Source organism: Sorangiineae bacterium MSr12523 (genome assembly GCA_037157775.1).
In the GTDB taxonomy this organism is placed as follows: Bacteria; Myxococcota_A; Polyangia; order Polyangiales; family Polyangiaceae; genus Pendulispora; species Pendulispora brunnea.
Map to the genome: position 1 here is coordinate 4,166,131 of CP089982.1, position 17,828 is coordinate 4,183,958.

Here is a 17,828-nt window from a genome sequence, read left to right on the forward strand (position 1 = left end):
TGGGACCACCCCGGAAGCGGATCCGTCAAGAGACTCCATGGCCTGGCCGCTACGGCGGGGCAAACGTCCCCCCCTCAGGTCTGGCGAGGTCTCGTCAGGCCTCGCCTCTTTTGCCGCCCAGTGGCAGTTGTCTCGTCAAAGTGGATCGCGGGCCTCGAGGATGAGGTCGAGCCCCAGGAACGAGGCGACGCCCCCCTCACGCCGGGTAGCGCTCGAGTCGGTAAAGGGTCCCAGGTAGACGCCGCGATAGGAAAGCGCGAGCCCGACCACCGTGCGCCGGGTGATCTGAACCTCGATGCCGACCCCGAGGAAGCCGAGCGGGCCGCCGGTATCGATGCCCCATTCGTTGCCATAGCCGGCTACCCCGGCGCCCGCGAGCGCCATCGGCTCGATGTCGTGGCCCGTGTCGAGGTAGTAGCGGAACTCGGCACGGGCCTGTTGCAGGATGGCCAGGCGGTAAAGGCTGTCGGAATCCTGCTTGGAGAACTCGTAGGCCCCGCCGATGTACACGCGCCCGGCCGTGCGGACGCCGACGCGCACGCCAACGCCGCCGCCGGTCCCGAGCACGCATGCCGTCTCGGCGGTCGTGCCGCAGATGGGACCGGGCGAGAGGACGAACTCTCCCGCCAACGACACACCGTACTGCAGGTATGGAACGTGAAGTGGAGGTGGCGCGGGTGCCTGGGCGGTCAGCTCGGAGATGCTAAGCTCGTGCCCGCCTATTGGGGCATCGCTTCCGGCTTCGGTTTTCTTGGGGTTTCCCTCTTGGGCGCTGGCAACGGACGGGGAGGCGAAGGCGATCGCCGCCGCAAAGCAGGTAAAGCAGGTGACGTATCGCATGCCCGTTTTTGAGGATAACTCTTTGGGACGTTATTGACAGCGCCCAACGCCTTCCAGTATTCGCCCATTCATCCCACCGTTCAGGGGCGCCATGGAGATCTACCTCGATAAACGTGCTGTTAAACAAATTCGGGTATCGGCTGCCGATGCCATCGAAGAAGGCGACACGGAGACGTTGCGCGAGGACCTCCTCGAAGCGTTCACCGAAGAACAAGTAGAAGAGATCGAGCGCAGGCTCGACAACGGCGACTTTTTCGAATTCCTGACCGACATGCTCGATGAGTGGTCAGGAGATGACATCGACGAGCTCTTCGAGCTTCTCGACACCCAGCTTGGCGACGTCGGTATCGACGTGAAGTTCGACAAGAAGGGTTCGTCCGAGGAAGAAGAAGAGGAAGAAGAGGACGAAAAAGACGAAGACGAAGACGTCGACTACGAAGACGAGGACGAAGACCTCGACGAAGATGACGACGACGAAGACGGCGACGAAGAGGAAGAAGAAGAGGACGACGAGGACTGATCGTCCTTCGAGTTCTCAGTTCGCGCCCGCCGCTGGCAATTGCGGTCCCGCAAGCGGGGCCTGGGGTGGTTGCGGCTCCGCATGCGGAGCCTCCGGCGAGCGTGCGCGGCTCAAGTAGTCGTGACACTTTTTGGGAGCGTCGCTCTTGGAGGGGCGGGTGACGCTTGGGCATTTTGCCTCCGCGCAGGGGACGTAGCGTGAGTCTGGAAACTCGCGTACGAGCGTGGAGGCGCGGGAGCAGGCCGCGTTCGTGTCGCCGTCGAGGCGATAGAGCTCGGCCTCCTGCCAGAGTGCATCATCGCGGTACACGGACGTCGTGAAGTCCGCGTAAATGCGGTGGAACGCTTCGCGCGCTTTGGCGCGGTCGTGCAAGCGATCGCGGTAAAGCGTGGCGATGCGAAGGGCTGCCTGGATGTAGCGCGGCCTCTGGTAGGTGCCGAGCAAATGCGCGGTCTCGCGTTCGGCGAGCATGCGATTCAAGTGCGCGATGGCCTCCTCGTTCCGTCCGAGGGTCTCGTCGATCTCGCTCGCGCGGTAGAGCGAGTCGTCGAAGGTGTTGCCGTACGGGTACGGCCATCGATCGACGACGGCGAGAAAGCGTGCGTGTGCGCCCTGCAGATCGCCGGTGGCTTGCGTGCGCAGTGCGGCTTGGTACGCGATGGTTTCGCCGAGCTCCGATTTCCCCAGGCGCGGGCCCAGGCCATCGAGCCAGGCGATGGTGTCCTTCTGCCCCGAGGTTTCGTCGCGGTGTGAGGCGAGGCGGATGAGGGCGTGGGGCGCGAGGCCGCTCGACGGGTGCTTCTCCACGAGCGTCGTGAGATCGGCGTAGCCCTTGTCGGGATCCCCGTGGGCGATGCGCAGGTCGGCGAGATCGTAGAGCGCGCGCGCGGTGTGTTCGGTGGGCGGGTTTTGCTGGGCGATCGCCTCGAGCCGTGCGCTCGCACCGGCATTGTCGCCGGCGCGTTCGAGCATTTTGGCGGCGAGGTACGCGGCGTGGCCTTTTTCGCGCGGATCGGGGGCTTTGGCGGCGGCTTCGTCGAAGCGGGCAGAGGCCTCCGCGTAGCGTCCCGCCGTTTCTGCGCGCTCGGCCTCGTGGAAGGCGCGCACGAAGTTGGGATCCTTGCCACCGCGGCATGCCGTGAGCGCGAGGGCGAGGAGGACTGCGATGCGGGCCGGGGTTCTCATTCGTGACCTGCGCGGCAAGCTTCGGCGGCGCGGCGGAGGATGGCGGCGGCTTCGTCGATCTGGGAGCGTGAGACGTCGAGGTGCGTGACCGCGCGAAGGCGGCGCAGGGCGGTTGCGCTGATGAGCACACCGAGGTCGCGCGCGGCATCGACGACGGGTGCCGCGGCGACGTCGAGGTCGATGTTGACGATGTTGCTCTCCACCTTGTGGACATCGACGAAGATGCCCGCCGCGCGTGCCGCGGGCCCGGAGAGAAGCTCGGCGAGGTGCCGCGCGTTCGCGTGATCCTCGACGAGGCGCGCGCGGTGGTGCGCGAGCGCGTAGCGTGCGCCCGCGGTGAGGATGCCCGACTGGCGCATGCCGCCGCCCCAACGATGGCGCAGGCGGCGTGCCTCCTCGATGAGCGCGGCCGGGCCGGTGAGCGCGCTGCCCACGGGGGCGCCGAGCCCTTTGGAGAAGCACACGCTGGTCGTGTGGAATGGGGCCGCGAGCTCTTTGACGGAGAGCCCCGTGGCGACGCTCGCGTTCCAGAGGCGCGCGCCGTCGAGGTGGAAGCCGAAGCCGTGCGGCGCGATCCGCTCGGCGATGGCGAGTACGGTGGCCTGGGGAAACACGCGCCCGCCGGCGCGGTTCAAGGTGTTCTCGACGCAGACGAGCGACGTGCGGGGCAGCCAATTCAGCCGCGGCTTGATGGCGGCTTCCACGTCGTCGGCGGTGAAAAAGCCATCCTGACCGGCGACGGCGAACTGCACGCCGGAAAGCGCGGCGCCGGCCGCGGCCTCGTTCCACATCACGTGCGCGCCCTCGCCGACGATGACCTCGTCGCCGGGTCGGGTTTGAATGGCGATGGCGAGCTGGTTGGCCATGACGCCGCTCGTGGTGAAGAGTGCGGCCTCCTTTCCGAGCAGCTCCGCCACTTCTTCTTCGAGCGCGCGGGTCGTGGGATCGTCGCCCCACACGTCATCGCCCACCTCCGCGTTGGCGATGGCCTGGCGCATGCCGGGGGTGGGGCGGGTTACCGTATCGCTGCGAAGATCGATCATCGAATCAACTTTACTGCGGAAAATTCGGTTTCGAATCAAGATCCGCCCTTGAGTCGAACCGCGGCGGCGAAACAATCCTGCCGTGCGCTTGGCGCAACGGGCTGCCCGAAGGCGTGATGGAAAGGGCGTGAAGGTGCCAATCCCCAGAGGAATCTCTCTTCCTCGTTGGGGTGCCCATGCTTCTTCGTGATCTTTCAGGTTGGAGGCTGCTCGCCGTTGGTGCGCTGCTGGTCGGGTGCGGGTCATCGTCCGATGCACCGATGCATACCGTTTCGGACCTGGGGCCCGGCTCCGCGATCGCGGCGGTCGTGGGGCCCGAGTTCACGATGGACGATCTTCCGCTCGGGACCGCGCACGCCTCGTCGCCCGTGGTGGCGACGGACGGGGCGAGTTTTTTGCTCGTCTACGATGGTGGCAACGGGGCGACCCGGGTGGCCGCGGATGGTCAGGTGCTCGACCCCCGCGGGATAGCGCTTCCTCCAGGGGCCGAACGGGCGAGTGTGGCGTTCGGTGGAGGCTACTACCTCGTGGCGCGGCAACGTTTCCAAGGGGCCAGTGATGGGGTCGAGATCGTGCGCATGACGCCGGACGGCACCGTCGTGGATGCGACGCCGATCACGGTGGCATCGTCGGGCTACAGGTCGTTGAACGCGGTGACGTTCGACGGGACGAATTTTCTCGTGGCCGCCGTGGTGGCGACCTCCGAGATCACGACCTCGGTGCATGCGTGGCGTGTGACGCCGGCGGGGGCGGTGCTGGATGCATCGCCCATCGTCGTGGCCGATGGGGTGACGGGGCAGTCGCTGGCGGCGGCGTTCAGCGGCACGCACCACGTCATCGCGTTCGACTACGGTGGCAGGGCATCGACGTTCTGCGCACGCCAGATTGCGCCCGATGGGGCTTTGGGAGGCTCCGGATGCGGGGCGGCCACGTATGCCTTCCTGAATCCGCATCCCGATGTCGCGTGCGACGGTGCTGGGGGATGCTTTCTCACGTGGAGTGACGTGGATGCGGATTTTGCGAGGGGGATCGTCATGGGCGCGAGGCTCGGGCCCGATGGTGGAAGCCTCGATGGCGACTACGGATTTCGCATCTCGAAGTCGACCTTTTTTTCGTCGAGTCCTCGTCCCGTCGTGCGATGGGACGGCACGCAGTACACGGTGCTTTGGCTCACCGACGACGGCTATGGGGTTCGCGGCGCACGGGTGAAGAACGGCGCCACGGTCGATGCGTCGGATCGGGTGCTCGGGACAACGGGGATGCCCGAGCAGTCGCTCTCTCTGGCGTGGAGCGCAACGGGAGGCTTGCTCGCGTGGGACTTTGGGAACCCGAATGGTTACCTGGACGCGAACGCGGTTCGCATCGATCGGCCGCTCACCAGGCAGGGGGCGGTGTTTCCGATCGCGTTTGCCCGGCCTCAAGAGTTCCGACAGGCCGTGGCCTCGAATGGCTCCGGGTACCTCGCGCTTTGGACGGCGCATGGCCCTTCCACCGCCGTGCTGCTTGCCGCTCGAACCGATGCCGCCGGCAATCCGCTCGATGCATCGCCTCTTCGCATCAACGAAGACGGGAGCAACGGCAACGGCGTTGCCGCGTCCATCGGTAGCGATTACCTCGCCGTTTGGTCGGGCATGGACGGCGTTTACGCGCGGAGCATTGGCGCAGACGGGACGATGGGGACGCCGTTTCGGGTGTCCGCACCCGCGGCGCCCGGCGCGGACGAGAGGTTCGGTTCCGTGCGCATCGTCGCGAGCTCGGAGGGGTACCTCGTGGGGTGGGTGCACGAGATCGTGACGAACGATCCCGAAAGCGGCATCCCCACGATCGAGGACCGGCACGTGGTCGCGCGCGTCAGCAAGGGCGGGGTGGTGCGGGATCCGCAGGGGCTCGTGCTCGCGACCGCCGACTACTCGGCGCGGCCCGCGAGTTTGGCGTCGGACGGTACGAACTTCGTCGCCTTGTTCGATCGCGGTGGGGCGACGGGTCGCATCGTTTCCGTCACCGTGGACGCGGCGACGGGCGCGATCGGTCCCCAGGTGCAGGTTGCCTCGGGGAACAACGTGGCGACGGGGGAGGGATCGGGCGGCATTGGCTATGCCGGTGGGCAGTACTTGGCCGTCTGGTGGAACGCGGTGGGGGCGAATGCGAGCTGGCTGGGAGCTCGGCTCGATGGGAACGGCGTCCCGAAGGATGCGAATCCGTTCACGGTGACCACCGCGCCGGGGTCTTTCGGCGGCATCACGCCGACCGCGTCGGGGTTCCATCTCGTGTGGACCAACAAGGTGGGGAATGCGTCGGTGTTCGATGTTTACGGGGCCGAGGTATCGGCGGATGGCGTGGTGGGGCCCTCGGATGTGCTGTTCTCGGCGGTGCGCGAGGCTCCTTATTACAGCCCTGCTGTGGTGGCGGCGCGTTCACCGGGGCAAGCGCTCGTCGTGTACGGACGCCTCGAAGACGATGGCCACGAACGCAGCAATCTGACGCGTGCGCGCGCCTTGAATCTCGCCGCGCCCTGAGACGAAAAGCGAGGGGGGCGGTTTGCATGGCGAGTCATCGTATGGTTAACTGGTTGAACCAGTTAAGGACTCAACATGCCCCGTCCGCCGCGCCCTTCGAATCCCGCCCAAGAAGCTGTTTCTCCCGAGAATCCACTGGAAGCGCTCGCGGCCATTGGTCCCATCGCCCGCTCCAGCGTGGTCGACGCGGTCGCCGATCGTTTACAGGCTGAGATTCTTTCCGGCCGACTGGCCGCCGGCACCCGCCTGCCCTCGGAGCGCGAGTTCTCGCTCGCGCTCGGCGTGAACCGACTCACATTGCGCGCCGCGCTGGCCCGGCTCGAAGCCCTCGGGATGATCGTCACGCGTCATGGAGCGGGCACCCTCGTAGCCTCGTGGCGCGAGCGCGCCGGGCTCGATGCGCTGGCGGCCCTCATCGGCTCGTCGTGGACGAAGGACGGATTCGTCAAAGGGCAGGGGCGCGAGCTCCTCACGTCCATGCTGGAGGTGCGACGCATCGTGGCGTCGGAGGCCATTGGCCTTGCCGCCAAGCGTCACACGCCGGCGGACTTGGAGGCGCTCGAGCAGCGCGCGCACGAGCAAGAGGGGCGCATCCACGATCGCGTGGCCTTCGCCCGGGGCGACATTGCCTTCGAGCGCGCGCTCATCCGCGCCACCCGCAACGTGGGGCTCGAGCTTCTGCTCAACACGTTTGCCCGCTTTCCCGACGAGCAACCCGAGCTCGTGGCGGAGCTCTACGATCGTCCCGAGGAGGCCCTTTCCTTTTATCCCTACGTCATAGGCCTCATCCGCGCCGGCGATCCCGTGGTGGCGCGCGACACCTTGAGGCAGGCGTTGGAGGCGTTGGACGCCGAATGGCAAGCACGCCACTCCGACGGACCGCGCGGAGCGGGCACGGCCAAGCCGGCATCCAAATCGACATCGGGTACCCGCGCAGCAAAGACAGGAAGCAAAGCATGAGGACTCTGACGCGCATGGAAATGCGCTGGGCGTACGCCGCGTTCGGCGCCATTTTCCCTTCGGGGGCGAGCCAACGCATTCCGCTCGGCATCTGCGATCTGGACCTGGAAACGTACCTCACGCAGATCCGCAGCCGCGTCCCGTACCGCAGTGCCCTCGGATTGCGCGTCGCCATCTGGGTCATCGCGCTCGCGCCCATGTTCGTGCTTTGCCGCGCGTGCACCATCATGTCGCTGGATTCGGCATCGCGTGAGACGCTTTTGAGGAAGATGCTCGCGAGCCCCGTCTACGTGGTGCGTCAACTCGTCATGCTGCTCAAGGCCGTCGGCGCCGTCCTTTACGCGGGCACCCCGGCGGTGAACCAGGCCATCTTGGCCACGTCGCATCCCGAGTTGAATCAGTCGGGCACGCGCCTCATCGGCATCGGTCGAAAACCGGGCGCCGAGCACGAAGATCAGCACGAGGACGACGAAGACGAGGAGCGGCACGATGAGCAGTCCGTCGCGTGAGGCCGAGGACCCCGGCGTGGAAAGTCGGTCGCCGCAAGCGGCGAACCTCCGGTACCCCGACGACGACCTTCCCGAGGGCTCCGTCGTCGACGGCGAGACCCTCGCGCGCGACGTGGAAGAAAGCTTCGACTTCATCATCGTGGGCTCGGGAGCCGCCGGCGCCGTGGCCGCGCACGTCCTTGCCTCCGCCGGCCACGCGGTGGCCATCGTCGAAGAGGGCCCGTGGGTCAAGACGCGCGAATTCGGCGCCGACGTGCAGAGCGCTTTCCAGCGCCTGATTCGCGACAGCGCCATGCAGGCCGTCGAGGGGCGCAGCTTCCTGCCGCTCCTCCAAGGTCGGTGCGTGGGCGGCAGCACCGTGGTGAACTCCGCGATCGCGTGGCGCACGCCGGAGGACGTGCTCGATGACTGGGCCGAGCACTTCGGCCTCGGCGACACCTTGACCATGCGCGACCTCGAGCCCCACTTCACCGTCCTCGAGCGCGATCTCAATGTCCGCGCCGTGGCCGACGATGCCCTCGGCCAGAACAACGGTCTCTTTCTGGAGCAGGCGAAAAACGCGGGCTACGAAGCCGGAAGAATGCGCCGCTACGACGCGGGATGCCGCGGATCCGGGCGCTGTTTGAGCGGCTGTCCCTCCGCCGCCAAGCGCGGCATGAGCGTCACCTACGTTCCCATGGCCCTCGCCGCCGGCGCGCGCATCTTCACCTCGTGCCGCGTGGACCAGGTGCTGCGTGCGCGCGGGCGGGCGACGGGCATCGTCGCGCGCTCGACCAGCTCCGATCCGTGGCGGGCCACCGATCGGCGCGTCCTGTTGCATGCGCGCAAAGGTGTACTTCTCGCGGCGAGCACCATCCAGACGCCCGTCATTCTTCGGCGCAGCGGGGTGCGCGGGGCGGCGCTCGGGGAGCACTTTCAGATCCACCCCGGCCTGGCCCTCGCGGGAAAGTTCGACAGGCCGGTGCGCATGAACTTCGGCGCCACCCAGGGCGCCGAGAGCATTCACTTCCGCCGCACGCACCGTTTCAAGCTGGAGACCATCTCTTTGCCGCCGGAGCTCGTGGCGGCGCGCATTCCCGGCGCCGGGCAAGAGCTCACGCAGCGCCTCGCCGATTACGGGCACCTCGCCGTTTGGGCCGCCCAGGTGCGCGCCCGCGCCGAAGGCACCGTTCGTCCGGCGTGGGGCGGCGGCGCGCGCGTTCGCCTCACGCTGACCGAGGCCGACGTCGTCGCCACGCGCGCGGCGTGCGCCACCATCGCGCGCATGCTCTTCGACGCTGGCGCGCGCGAGGTCTGGCCCGGAATTTACGGTGTTCCGTCGATTCTCACGTCACCGGACGACGTGGCCCTCATCGCCGACGGCCCGCTCGATCCGCGCGCCTATTCGTACATTGCGACCCACCTCTTTGGGGCGGCGCGCATGGGGCCCGATGCGCGCAGCAGCACCGTCGGTCTGAACTTCGACGTCCACGGCACCGAGGCCCTCTACGTCATCGACTCCAGCGTTTTTCCCACGAACCTTGGTGTCAATCCGCAGCACTCCATCATGGCCATCGCCCGCCTCGCCGCCACGCGCATCGCCGAAAAGGCCGCCTCGGAAATCGCGGCCTAACCTTCGCCGCGGCGCGCCGAAACGGAGAGGGTGGCGAATGGAAGATCGACGCGTGCGGCCTGGGGCTGCGCGTGGTAGGCCGCGACCTGCTCCCGCGTGATGAGGCCCTTTTCGAGCATGAAGGGAACGAACTGCGCGAGTCCGAGGCTCCATACCTCATTGGAAACATTGTCCTGTCCGATGAGCACCGGTGTCATGTCGATGCGAAGGTCCTCCAGGCCGAGCTCCACGAAAAGAGACGGAATCTGGCGTACCCATTGGGTATCGCTTCCTTGCACGAGGAACGCGCGTTTGACGCCGTCCATGAGTTCTCGCCAAGCGCGATTCGGGATTTCCTCGATGGGAAGTACGTAATAGTCCTCCACCAACAGGGTCCCGCCCGGGGCCAGCCATTGGACGGCGCGCCTGACAATGTCGTTGCGCGGCGCCAAATGGGACAGAAGAAACCGTGCGTGCACCAAATCGAAGCTCGCCGGGGGAAATTCGTGCTTCGTGAGATCGACGCGGGCAATTTCCAGGTTGGGTGCGCGCCCGTCCTCGAGGTAGCGCGGATCATTGTCCGCGGCCACGATGCGGCCCTCGGGGCACTGCTCCGCGAGCCAATAGGACATGGAACCTGCGCCGGCGCCCATTTCCAAGCAGCTCCAATTCGGCCGAATGCCCCGTTGGAGGATCATGGCCTTCGACACTGGATCGGACCACGTTTCCAAGGTGCGCAGACGCGTGAGTTCCGTGGGGATGTCCTTGCTGAGAAACCCGGTGGCGTAGCGATCCTCGGAGACGTCGTCCAATTCGTTTGGCTTGCGGTCCATCGAAGTATCTTACGTTTGCCTATCGATCCTGCGCACCACTCATCGCGCCGAAACGTGCGTTCAGCACGTCGGCCGTGCCGCACATGACCCTCTCGGCAATGTCGGCCACGTGTCGATTTTGCCAGGGCTCCATGGATGTTCCTTTGACCCACTGATTGAACGATCCGAGGGCTGGACCGCAATGAATTTGATAATCGACTTTTTGCTCTTCAATGCCATTCAAGGCAAGTCGTGTGGTGTGGACGAAATACCAACGAAACATTGCCGCCATCTTTTGCTTCGGGCTGCGTTCGATTTCGGTGAGCTTTCGCGGGTTTGCCTTGGCGTAGTGATTCTTGGTCTCCTCCCACACCTGGTCGAACGACCGTTTGAAATATTTTTGTTCGATCTGCCGCCGGGTCGCCGCGTCGATTTCATCGAGCGAATCGTGGCGCGTGTACAATTCGTAAAGTTTGTTCGCCCGCCCCGGGAAGAACAATCCGCGGCGCACGACTTGCACCTTCGCGCCTAGCTCGAACATGTCGCCTGCCGGAGCATGGGCGGTGTCTTGAACGTCGAGCTGCTGCAACAACGCCTTCACCGAGTCGCTCGTGCCGGCCTCCCGTGTGCATTGATTGATCGAACCCGTCAAAATGAAGTCCGCGCCCATCACGAACGCGGCGGCGGCGGCTTGGGGGGTGCCAATGCCGCCTGCCGCGCCGACCCGAATGCGCCGGCCATAGTGGTATTTGGCCATCATCTCGTCGCGCAGGGTCAGCATCGCGGGCATCAGCGCATAGGCCACGCCTCGATCCGTGTGGCCTCCGGAGTCGGCCTCCACGCAGATGTCATCGGCCATGGGAATCAGGTGGGCAAGATCCGCTTCCCGCTGCGAGAGTCGCCCAGAAGTGACCAGATCTCGAACGATGGCTTCGGGGGGCGGCTGCATGAACGCGGATGCGATCTCCGGCCGCGAGACCTTTGCAAGAATCCGATTGGCCGCCGTGGCTCCGCGCGCCGGGTCGGGCGTAATTCCTTTGAGGCGATAACGTACCAGCGAGGGGGTCATGCGGATGAACGCGGCGGCCTCCACACAGCGGACCCCGTGTCGCAGGTATATGTCGACCGTTCGCTCCTCCGTCTCCGGTGACTCCGGATTGGAGAGAAAGTTCATTCCGTACGAACGGCCCGCGCCGGTGGACAATTCCGACTGAATGTACCGGATGGATGACTCGACCTCCTCCAAACGGAGGCCGCCCGTTCCGAAGTATCCAATGAGGCCCGCTTTGCCCATCGCCACGACGAGCTCTTTGGACGCGATGCCTTTGTACATGGCGCCGGCCACGTAGGCATACTTGATCGCGTAATCCGCCTTGAACTCGGAATTGCCCAGCGAAGTAGCCGTGATCATCCCAGCGCCCATTCCTGCACGATGGCCTCACTGCAATCGAGATGTTTCAACGACACCGGTTCGTGGCAAATTGAAACTTTAAATTTCATTCACCCGCGTCCATCGGGCGATGGGGTGAGTGGTGCGTTTGCCGAGAGTACTTGCGAAATAAGGTGGTGCAAGAGGCAAGCTGGTTACGTGGCCTGATGACGTGGAAGTCTTCTTTAAACAAGTTGGCACGCAATTCAATTTAAAGGAGGTCGTTGATGCGTCCTGGTCCTGAGTTGGACCAGTGCGACAATCGAGTGTCTTCAGTACGACTCATGTAGATGCAGATGATGTCGATATGCATCTACGGCTGATGCCGATAAATGAACTAAGTCGTTCCTAATGGAGTTGGATTTCGGCCACAACGCACGATGTCGAAAGTCTGCTTGACAAGGATTGCCGTGTCTGCAAGACAAGGTTCCAGATGGGGCCATTGCTGCTGACGATGGAACAGCGGGTTTTCTCGTGTTTCTGTGTTTCATGTCCGGTATTTGCGCACGGTGAACGCGCATTGGATCCTGTCGCGAACGTTTGATGTCGAAAGGACGTCGTCGTTCGGAAATTTGATTTTCGTCGCTGAGTAAATGCTCGTCTCTGTTCGTTAAACGCGTTTCGTGCCGCAGTGTCATCCGTTCGAGTGTCGTGGCCGACGTATGTCGTCCGGGTACAAGGAAGAGCCGCGATCGAAGTTCCGTTGGGTCAATTGATTTCCAGTATGGGCCCTTAGAAGGAGCAGATGGTGTCGACGACGAACATCGTATTCATGTTTTCCGGCCAGGGCTCCCAGTACTTCCAAATGGGCCAGGAGCTCTACGACCGCCAGCCGGTGTTCCGGCAATGGATGGATCGGCTCGACGTCATGACCCGGGAGCTTTCCGGGACCTCCGTGGTGGAAGCGCTGTACAAGCAGGGTAGGGGAAAAGGCGATCTCTTCGACCGCACGCTGCTTAGCCACCCCGCACTCTTCATGGTGGAGTACTCGCTGGCCAAGGCGCTCATCGAGTCGCGGGTCCAACCCCACATGGTGCTTGGTGCGAGCCTGGGGACCTTCACCGCCGCGAGCATCGCCGGGTGCATGGACGTGGAAGATGCGCTCAAAGCGGTGATTCAGCACGCGAAGACGCTGGAGTCCTTCTGCGAACCGGGGGCCATGATTGCCGTTCTGGCGCCGCTGCACCTCTACGACGCCGCAGGCCTGCATCGGTACGGTGAGCTGGCCGCGGTCAACTTCGAGGGAAACTTCGTGATCGCGGTTCGTGCGCACGACGTGTCGGCCGTGGAAGGCATTTTGCGAGGCAAAGACGTGACCTTTCGCAGGTTGCCCGTGTCATTTGCCTTTCATTCGCGGTGGATCGACCCCGCGGAACTGCCTTTCAAGCGCCACGTGAGGTCCACGAGCATGCGCGCCGGCCAACTGCCCGTGGTCTCTTGCGCCACGCGCTCGAAGATCCCTGGCAGCTTTTCCGAGGACCACCTGTGGAGTGCGACGCGCGAGCCGATTCGGTTCTTGGACACGATTCGCAGCCTGGAGGCGAGCGGTCCGCACCAGTACGTGGACATGGACCCGGCAGGTACGCTGGCTACGTTCATCAAGTACATCCAGCCCCAGAGTCCGCAGTCCCTGGCCGCATCGAAGTGTCACTCGGTTTTCTCCCCATTCGGCAAGGCCATGGACCGGCTTGGGACGGTCACCGACGCGTTGGCCTCGCGGCCGATTCCGGTGCCCGCCGCGGTGCCCGTGCCCGCCGTTGCACCGGTGGTGGCCGCCGTGACACCCGTGGTGGCCGTTGCGAATCCGATTGCCTTCATGTTCCCCGGCCAGGGCTCCCAAAAGCGCGGCATGGGGGCTGCGCTCTTCGACAGCGTGCCGCAATACGCGTCGGTCGAAAGAGAGGTGGATGCCCTGCTCGGATATTCACTGCGCAGGTTGTGTGTGGAAGACCCCGAGAACGTCCTCAAGGAAAGTCAGTTCACCCAGCCCGCCCTGTACATGGTGAACGCACTTCACTATTACGAAGCAATTGCACAGGGCGTACGACCGCACTACGTCGCCGGCCATAGCCTCGGCGAATACGATGCGCTGCTGGCGGCGGGGTCGTTCGATTTGTTGACTGGGCTGCGCCTGGTGAAAAAGCGCGGTGAATTGATGGGCCAAGCCAAGAGCGGCGGCATGGCCGCGGTGATCGGCCTGGAAGAGGACCGCATCCAGCAAGTGTTGAAGGAAAACGACCTGGCGAGCATGGACATCGCCAATTTCAACTCCCCCGGTCAAATCGTGATTTCGGGTCCGCTCGACGATGTGACCCGGGCCAAGCCCATTTTCGAGAAATCTGGGGCGCGGGTGTATATTCCTTTGCCGGTCGGTGCGGCCTTTCACTCGCGCTACGTGGCCGATGCTGCACGCGCGTTCGGCGATTTTTTGGCCCCCATGGAGTTCGATGCACCCCGAATACCGGTCATTTCCAACGTGACCGCGATGCCGTACGAGACTCGCAACGCGTCTGCCACGATCAAGTCACTTCTCATCGATCAGATCACACGCCCCGTTCAGTGGATGCAGAGCATGAATTTTCTCATGGAAAAGGGCGTGCGCGATTTTCGCGAAGTGGGCCCCGGCAACGTGCTCACCAAGATCGCGCACAATATTCAAAAGGCGGCCGCCTGAGCGTACCGACCGAAGCCTATCGAGGATTTCAGCGTGGATGGTTCACTCGCCGACAGACTCACGAGCTACGACGCGACCTCGCTCGCCGAGGCGATACGCGCGAGGTCGCTGTCATGCGAAGATGTCATTTCGGCCCACTTCGAGCGTATCTCCAAATTAAATAAGGAGTGCAACGCACTGGCCACTTTGGACCAGGCGCGCGCACTCCAAGATGCGCGTGCGGCGGATACCGATTTGCGCAAAGGTAGGAGTCGAGGGCCATTGCATGGCGTGCCGATTACGATTAAAGATGCGCTCCTGACGGCGGGGTTGCGGACCACCGCCGGGCACTCCAAGTACAAGGACTTCGTACCGGTTGCGGACGCCTGGGTCGTCGACAAGTTGAAGAAGGCAGGCGCCATCGTGATCGGCAAGACGAACTGCGCCGCACTTTGTAGCGATATTCAAACGAGGAACGACATCTTCGGCACGACGACAAATCCCTGGGATTCGGATCGCACGTCCGGCGGAAGCTCCGGCGGAGATGCTGCGGCGGTGGCCCTGGGCATGTCGCCCCTGAGCATCGGCAGCGATACATCGGGCAGCATCCGTGTTCCGTCCAGCTATTGCGGTGTTTTCGGCCTGAAGACCTCGGCCGATAGAATTCCACGCGATGGTCTCTTGCCGCTGCACGATGCGACGCATGCCAGGCCCGATAGCCTGACCGTCGTCGGGCCCATGGCGCGCTCGATTCGGGATTTGGCGCTCTGCCATGAAATCCTGACGGGCGAATCGTTGCCGATCCATACTGGGGCATCGCCGAAAATCTATTGGACGCATCGATTCGACACGCAAGCGGTCGACGACGAAGTCGGCGGTGCCCTGGATGCGACATTCTCCGCGTTGTGCAACGCCGGGGCGGAGGTGGCCAAGGTCGAACCGCCGTTTGCGATGGAAAAGCTGTTTGGCACGTTCATCCGGCTTTTCATGTTCGAATTTTGCCCGGAGGAAATCGCCGGCAAGATGATGTCGGTCTTCTTTCTTTCCGAGGCGGTGCGATCGCTCTTTCGAGGGGGCGTGCGCGGAAGTTACGAGGCCTTGAAGCGCGACCAGGCCGCGCTCCGGCGCCGGATGGACGTCTTCATGCGAGGGTGCGATGGCTGGGTGCTTCCGGCCACCCCGTCGGTGGCGTTCGCGCACCAGAAAACGGGGCGAGCCATCCCGATGACCCTGAACGGCCACACGAAACATCGAGGCTATTGGGAAGCTTCCGTGGGGCTGACGTACCCGTTCAATTTGTTGGGCAATCCATGTGTGGTGGTTCCGATGGGGCGGAGCAAGGAGGGCATGCCAATCGCCGTTCAAGTGGTGGGGAGGGTCGGCGAAGATAGGAAATTACTGGGTGTCGCCGCGTACATTGCAGAAACGATTCGTGCCCGCGCGGGCAGCAGCGTACGCGCTCCACGAAATCAACTCCTCAACTCCGGAACGATGGGTGGTGGGTAACATGATCAAGGCAGCAATCTCCGAGTACATGGAGCAGAACTTTTTGTTCAAGTTCGACGATGAAATCACGGAGTCCACCGATCTCTTCAAGGCGGGCATCATGGATTCGTTCGGATACGTGCAATTGATGCAGTTTCTGCAAGAAAACTTCGACATCAAGTTTTCGAAGCAAGAGCTGCTCTCCGACGTGATCTCGTCGTTGTCGGGAATCGTGGAAGCCGTCGAGGCGAAACTCGAGGCGGGCAAAGCGGCCTGACATGTGCGGAATTGCCGGTATGTACGGCGCCCGCCTGCCCAAGGTGGCGGACGAGACGCTGGCGGCCATGTTGCGCCTCATTCGCCATCGGGGTCCCAACGAGGCGGGCGTATACCTGTCCGAACGGGTATGTATGGGGACGGTGCGTCTGAGCATCGTCGGAGTCGCAACCGGGCAACAACCGGTGAGCGATCCCGATGAGCGGTATTTCCTTTGCTACAACGGCGAGATTTACAATTACGTCGAGCTCAGGAAAGAGCTGAAGGCGCTCGGTTACCGTTTCACCACCGAGTCGGACACGGAGGTCGTTCTGCATGCCTGGCAAGCTTGGGGCACGCATTGTCTGAATCGTTTCAACGGCGGATTTGCATTCGCCTTGTACGATCGTCGGCAGCAGGCGCTCTACCTCGCGCGCGATCGCTATGGCAAGCGACCGCTCTTCTATACGAAGCACGGGGCGAACGTGCTGTTCGGCTCCGAGATGAAGTGCTTTTTGGCGGCCAAGGACTTTTCCTTCGAGTTCGACCCTCCGCAGGTGGCCTCGATCCTGACGCTCTGGACGCCGATCGGTGAACAGAGTGGATTCAAAGGCATTCGGCAGGTTCCCCAAGGCGCCTACGTCAAGATTTCCGAATCGGGGCCGGAAATCGAGCGCTACCACCGAATCGACTTCGTTCCGCCGCACGAAGTCCGCTCCGAGTCGCAGGCGATCGAGGAGGTCCGCGACGCGCTCCAGCAGGCCGTGGCGTTGCGCCTGCGGAGTGACGTGGAAGTGGGGATGTATTTGAGCGGCGGACTCGATTCGTCGATCCTCGCGAGCGTCCTGAAGGAGCAAGTGACCGATCGATTTCGCACGTATTCGGTCGAGTTCGAGGATGCGGAGTTCGACGAATCGGCCGACCAGCGTCGCATGGCCGCCCATGTCGGCTCGCGGCACCGGACCGTGCGCGTGACGAACGAATTGATCGCCGAGCACTTTCCGGCGGCGGCCTTTCACGCGGAAGTGCCCGTGTTCCGGACGGCGTTCGTGCCCATGTATCTGCTTTCGCGGATGGTGCGCGACGATGGCATCAAGGTCGTGATCACGGGGGAGGGCGCCGACGAGGCCTTTTTGGGGTACGACCTGTTCAAGGAAACGCTGCTCCGCCGCGCGTGGAGCGGACTGGATGATGCGACCAAGCTGTCGCGATTGAGCAGGCTCTATCCGTACCTCAAACACTACAGCGGGCGCGATACGACCGATCTTTTGGGGCTCTACCAAGCCTTCTCGGAGGAGCGCTATCCAGGTCTGTTTTCGCACGAGTTGCGCATTCAGAACGGACTGTTCTCGCGGCGCCTGCTCAAGGGGCGCATCGACGGTTTCGGTGCCATTCAGCAGCTGCTGGCGGAGCATCCGTATTTCTCGGCCTTTTCGGCGACGGAAAAGGCGCAGTGGCTGGAGTATCAGAGTCTGTTGCCGGGGTATTTGCTGTCGTCGCAGGGCGATCGGATGGCGCTGGCCAATTCCGTGGAAAACCGATGCCCCTTTCTCGATCCCAACGTGGTCGAGCTTTCGGCGGCGGTCAATCTCGAGTTCGACGATGGCTCGGACGAAAAGTATCTGCTCCGCAAGGCGTTCGAGCATGCGCTGCCGGCGGAGAATCTCCGCAAGCGAAAGCATCCCTACCGGGCGCCGGACAGCAAAGCGTTCGTGGCGAGCCGGCCGGACTACCTGGAGCTCCTGCGCTCGGAGCACGAGCTCGCGAAGAACGATCTTCTCGATCCGAGGTTCTGCAAGCTCCTCGTTGAAAAGGTGTTCAACGCGCCCGCCGCGGAAATCAGCACCAAAGAGAATCAGACCTTCATTTTTCTGCTGAGCATCGCCCTGCAACGTCACCAATTCGTCGAGCGGAACATCTCCGGCGTGGCGCAGAATGCACCCGTCGACGACCTGATGGTGAGGCGGGTGGATCGCCGCCCGCGCGATGCTTCCCTGGTGAGCGAACTGTAGCTCCGACGATCTGCCGCG

General features: G+C 63.7%; 14 protein-coding genes. 9 read left to right on the forward strand and 5 right to left on the reverse strand.

Features of this window, described 5'->3' with window-relative positions:
* Positions 1-135 precede the first annotated feature (135 nt).
* Positions 136-840 (reverse strand): hypothetical protein, encoded by a 705-nt coding sequence (locus tag LZC95_16810; protein ID WXA98487.1) that lies wholly within the window; start codon positions 838-840, stop codon positions 136-138.
* A 91-nt stretch (positions 841-931) separates the two neighbouring features.
* On the opposite strand from LZC95_16810, the gene LZC95_16815 reads away from it, so the two are divergent.
* A complete protein-coding gene (locus LZC95_16815) occupies positions 932-1,360 on the forward strand; it encodes a hypothetical protein (GenBank protein WXA98488.1) in 429 nt (142 codons plus the stop codon).
* 15 nt (positions 1,361-1,375) lie between these two features.
* On the opposite strand, the gene LZC95_16820 is transcribed toward LZC95_16815, so the two are convergent.
* Together LZC95_16820 and LZC95_16825 are read right to left on the reverse strand one after the other, a co-directional pair.
* On the reverse strand, positions 1,376-2,545 hold the full coding sequence (locus LZC95_16820) for a tetratricopeptide repeat protein (protein ID WXA98489.1): 1,170 nt from the start codon (positions 2,543-2,545) through the stop codon (positions 1,376-1,378).
* A complete protein-coding gene (locus LZC95_16825; protein ID WXA98490.1) occupies positions 2,542-3,588 on the reverse strand; it encodes a beta-eliminating lyase-related protein in 1,047 nt (348 codons plus the stop codon). The genes LZC95_16820 and LZC95_16825 overlap by 4 nt, the downstream gene beginning before the upstream one ends.
* Before the next feature lie 176 nt (positions 3,589-3,764).
* Between LZC95_16825 and LZC95_16830 the strand changes: the two genes are divergently transcribed.
* From LZC95_16830 to LZC95_16845, 4 genes are all read left to right on the forward strand, one after another.
* Positions 3,765-6,104 carry a hypothetical protein gene (locus tag LZC95_16830; GenBank protein ID WXA98491.1) on the forward strand — a complete coding sequence of 780 codons (2,340 nt, stop codon included), beginning with the start codon at positions 3,765-3,767 and terminating at the stop codon, positions 6,102-6,104.
* Positions 6,105-6,179: 75 nt separating this feature from the next.
* Positions 6,180-7,064, forward strand: a complete 885-nt coding sequence (locus tag LZC95_16835; protein WXA98492.1) for a GntR family transcriptional regulator — start codon at positions 6,180-6,182, stop codon at positions 7,062-7,064.
* Positions 7,061-7,573, forward strand: a complete 513-nt coding sequence (locus LZC95_16840) for a hypothetical protein (GenBank protein ID WXA98493.1) — start codon at positions 7,061-7,063, stop codon at positions 7,571-7,573. The genes LZC95_16835 and LZC95_16840 overlap by 4 nt, the downstream gene beginning before the upstream one ends.
* Complete coding sequence (locus LZC95_16845) at positions 7,554-9,185, forward strand: GMC family oxidoreductase (GenBank protein WXA98494.1); 1,632 nt, start codon at positions 7,554-7,556, stop codon at positions 9,183-9,185. Before LZC95_16840 ends, LZC95_16845 begins: the two co-directional genes overlap by 20 nt.
* Here LZC95_16845 and LZC95_16850 read toward each other — a convergent pair.
* On the reverse strand, positions 9,182-9,997 hold the full coding sequence (locus LZC95_16850; GenBank protein ID WXA98495.1) for a methyltransferase domain-containing protein: 816 nt from the start codon (positions 9,995-9,997) through the stop codon (positions 9,182-9,184). The two genes, LZC95_16845 and LZC95_16850, sit on opposite strands and share 4 nt — an antisense overlap.
* A gap of 19 nt (positions 9,998-10,016) precedes the next feature.
* Positions 10,017-11,387, reverse strand: a complete 1,371-nt coding sequence (locus tag LZC95_16855) for a PfaD family polyunsaturated fatty acid/polyketide biosynthesis protein (protein WXA98496.1) — start codon at positions 11,385-11,387, stop codon at positions 10,017-10,019.
* 763 nt (positions 11,388-12,150) lie between these two features.
* On the opposite strand from LZC95_16855, the gene fabD reads away from it, so the two are divergent.
* From fabD to asnB, 4 genes are read left to right on the forward strand one after another with little or no spacing between them, the layout of a single operon-like run.
* Complete coding sequence (gene fabD, locus LZC95_16860; protein ID WXA98497.1) at positions 12,151-14,079, forward strand: ACP S-malonyltransferase; 1,929 nt, start codon at positions 12,151-12,153, stop codon at positions 14,077-14,079.
* Positions 14,080-14,112: 33 nt separating this feature from the next.
* Positions 14,113-15,564 carry an amidase gene (locus LZC95_16865; GenBank protein ID WXA98498.1) on the forward strand — a complete coding sequence of 484 codons (1,452 nt, stop codon included), beginning with the start codon at positions 14,113-14,115 and terminating at the stop codon, positions 15,562-15,564.
* Between the two features lies 1 nt (position 15,565).
* Positions 15,566-15,820: a phosphopantetheine-binding protein gene (locus LZC95_16870; GenBank protein WXA98499.1), complete on the forward strand. Its 255-nt coding sequence runs from the start codon at positions 15,566-15,568 to the stop codon at positions 15,818-15,820.
* A 1-nt stretch (position 15,821) separates the two neighbouring features.
* Entirely contained in the window at positions 15,822-17,810 is a 1,989-nt protein-coding gene (gene asnB / locus LZC95_16875) for an asparagine synthase (glutamine-hydrolyzing) (GenBank protein ID WXA98500.1), read from the forward strand.
* The last annotated feature ends 18 nt before the right edge of the window (positions 17,811-17,828 follow it).

Bases quoted from the DNA above. Each gene is read 5' to 3' on its own strand.
- LZC95_16810 (WXA98487.1), bottom strand. From the start codon at position 840: ATGCGATACGTCACCTGCTTTACCTGCTTTGCGGCGGCGATCGCCTTC.
- LZC95_16815 (WXA98488.1), top strand. From the start codon at position 932: ATGGAGATCTACCTCGATAAACGTGCTGTTAAACAAATTCGGGTATCG.
- LZC95_16820 (WXA98489.1), bottom strand. From the start codon at position 2,545: ATGAGAACCCCGGCCCGCATCGCAGTCCTCCTCGCCCTCGCGCTCACG.
- LZC95_16825 (WXA98490.1), bottom strand. From the start codon at position 3,588: ATGATCGATCTTCGCAGCGATACGGTAACCCGCCCCACCCCCGGCATG.
- LZC95_16830 (WXA98491.1), top strand. From the start codon at position 3,765: ATGCTTCTTCGTGATCTTTCAGGTTGGAGGCTGCTCGCCGTTGGTGCG.
- LZC95_16835 (WXA98492.1), top strand. From the start codon at position 6,180: ATGCCCCGTCCGCCGCGCCCTTCGAATCCCGCCCAAGAAGCTGTTTCT.
- LZC95_16840 (WXA98493.1), top strand. From the start codon at position 7,061: ATGAGGACTCTGACGCGCATGGAAATGCGCTGGGCGTACGCCGCGTTC.
- LZC95_16845 (WXA98494.1), top strand. From the start codon at position 7,554: ATGAGCAGTCCGTCGCGTGAGGCCGAGGACCCCGGCGTGGAAAGTCGG.
- LZC95_16850 (WXA98495.1), bottom strand. From the start codon at position 9,997: ATGGACCGCAAGCCAAACGAATTGGACGACGTCTCCGAGGATCGCTAC.
- LZC95_16855 (WXA98496.1), bottom strand. From the start codon at position 11,387: ATGATCACGGCTACTTCGCTGGGCAATTCCGAGTTCAAGGCGGATTAC.
- fabD (WXA98497.1), top strand. From the start codon at position 12,151: ATGGTGTCGACGACGAACATCGTATTCATGTTTTCCGGCCAGGGCTCC.
- LZC95_16870 (WXA98499.1), top strand. From the start codon at position 15,566: ATGATCAAGGCAGCAATCTCCGAGTACATGGAGCAGAACTTTTTGTTC.
- asnB (WXA98500.1), top strand. From the start codon at position 15,822: ATGTGCGGAATTGCCGGTATGTACGGCGCCCGCCTGCCCAAGGTGGCG.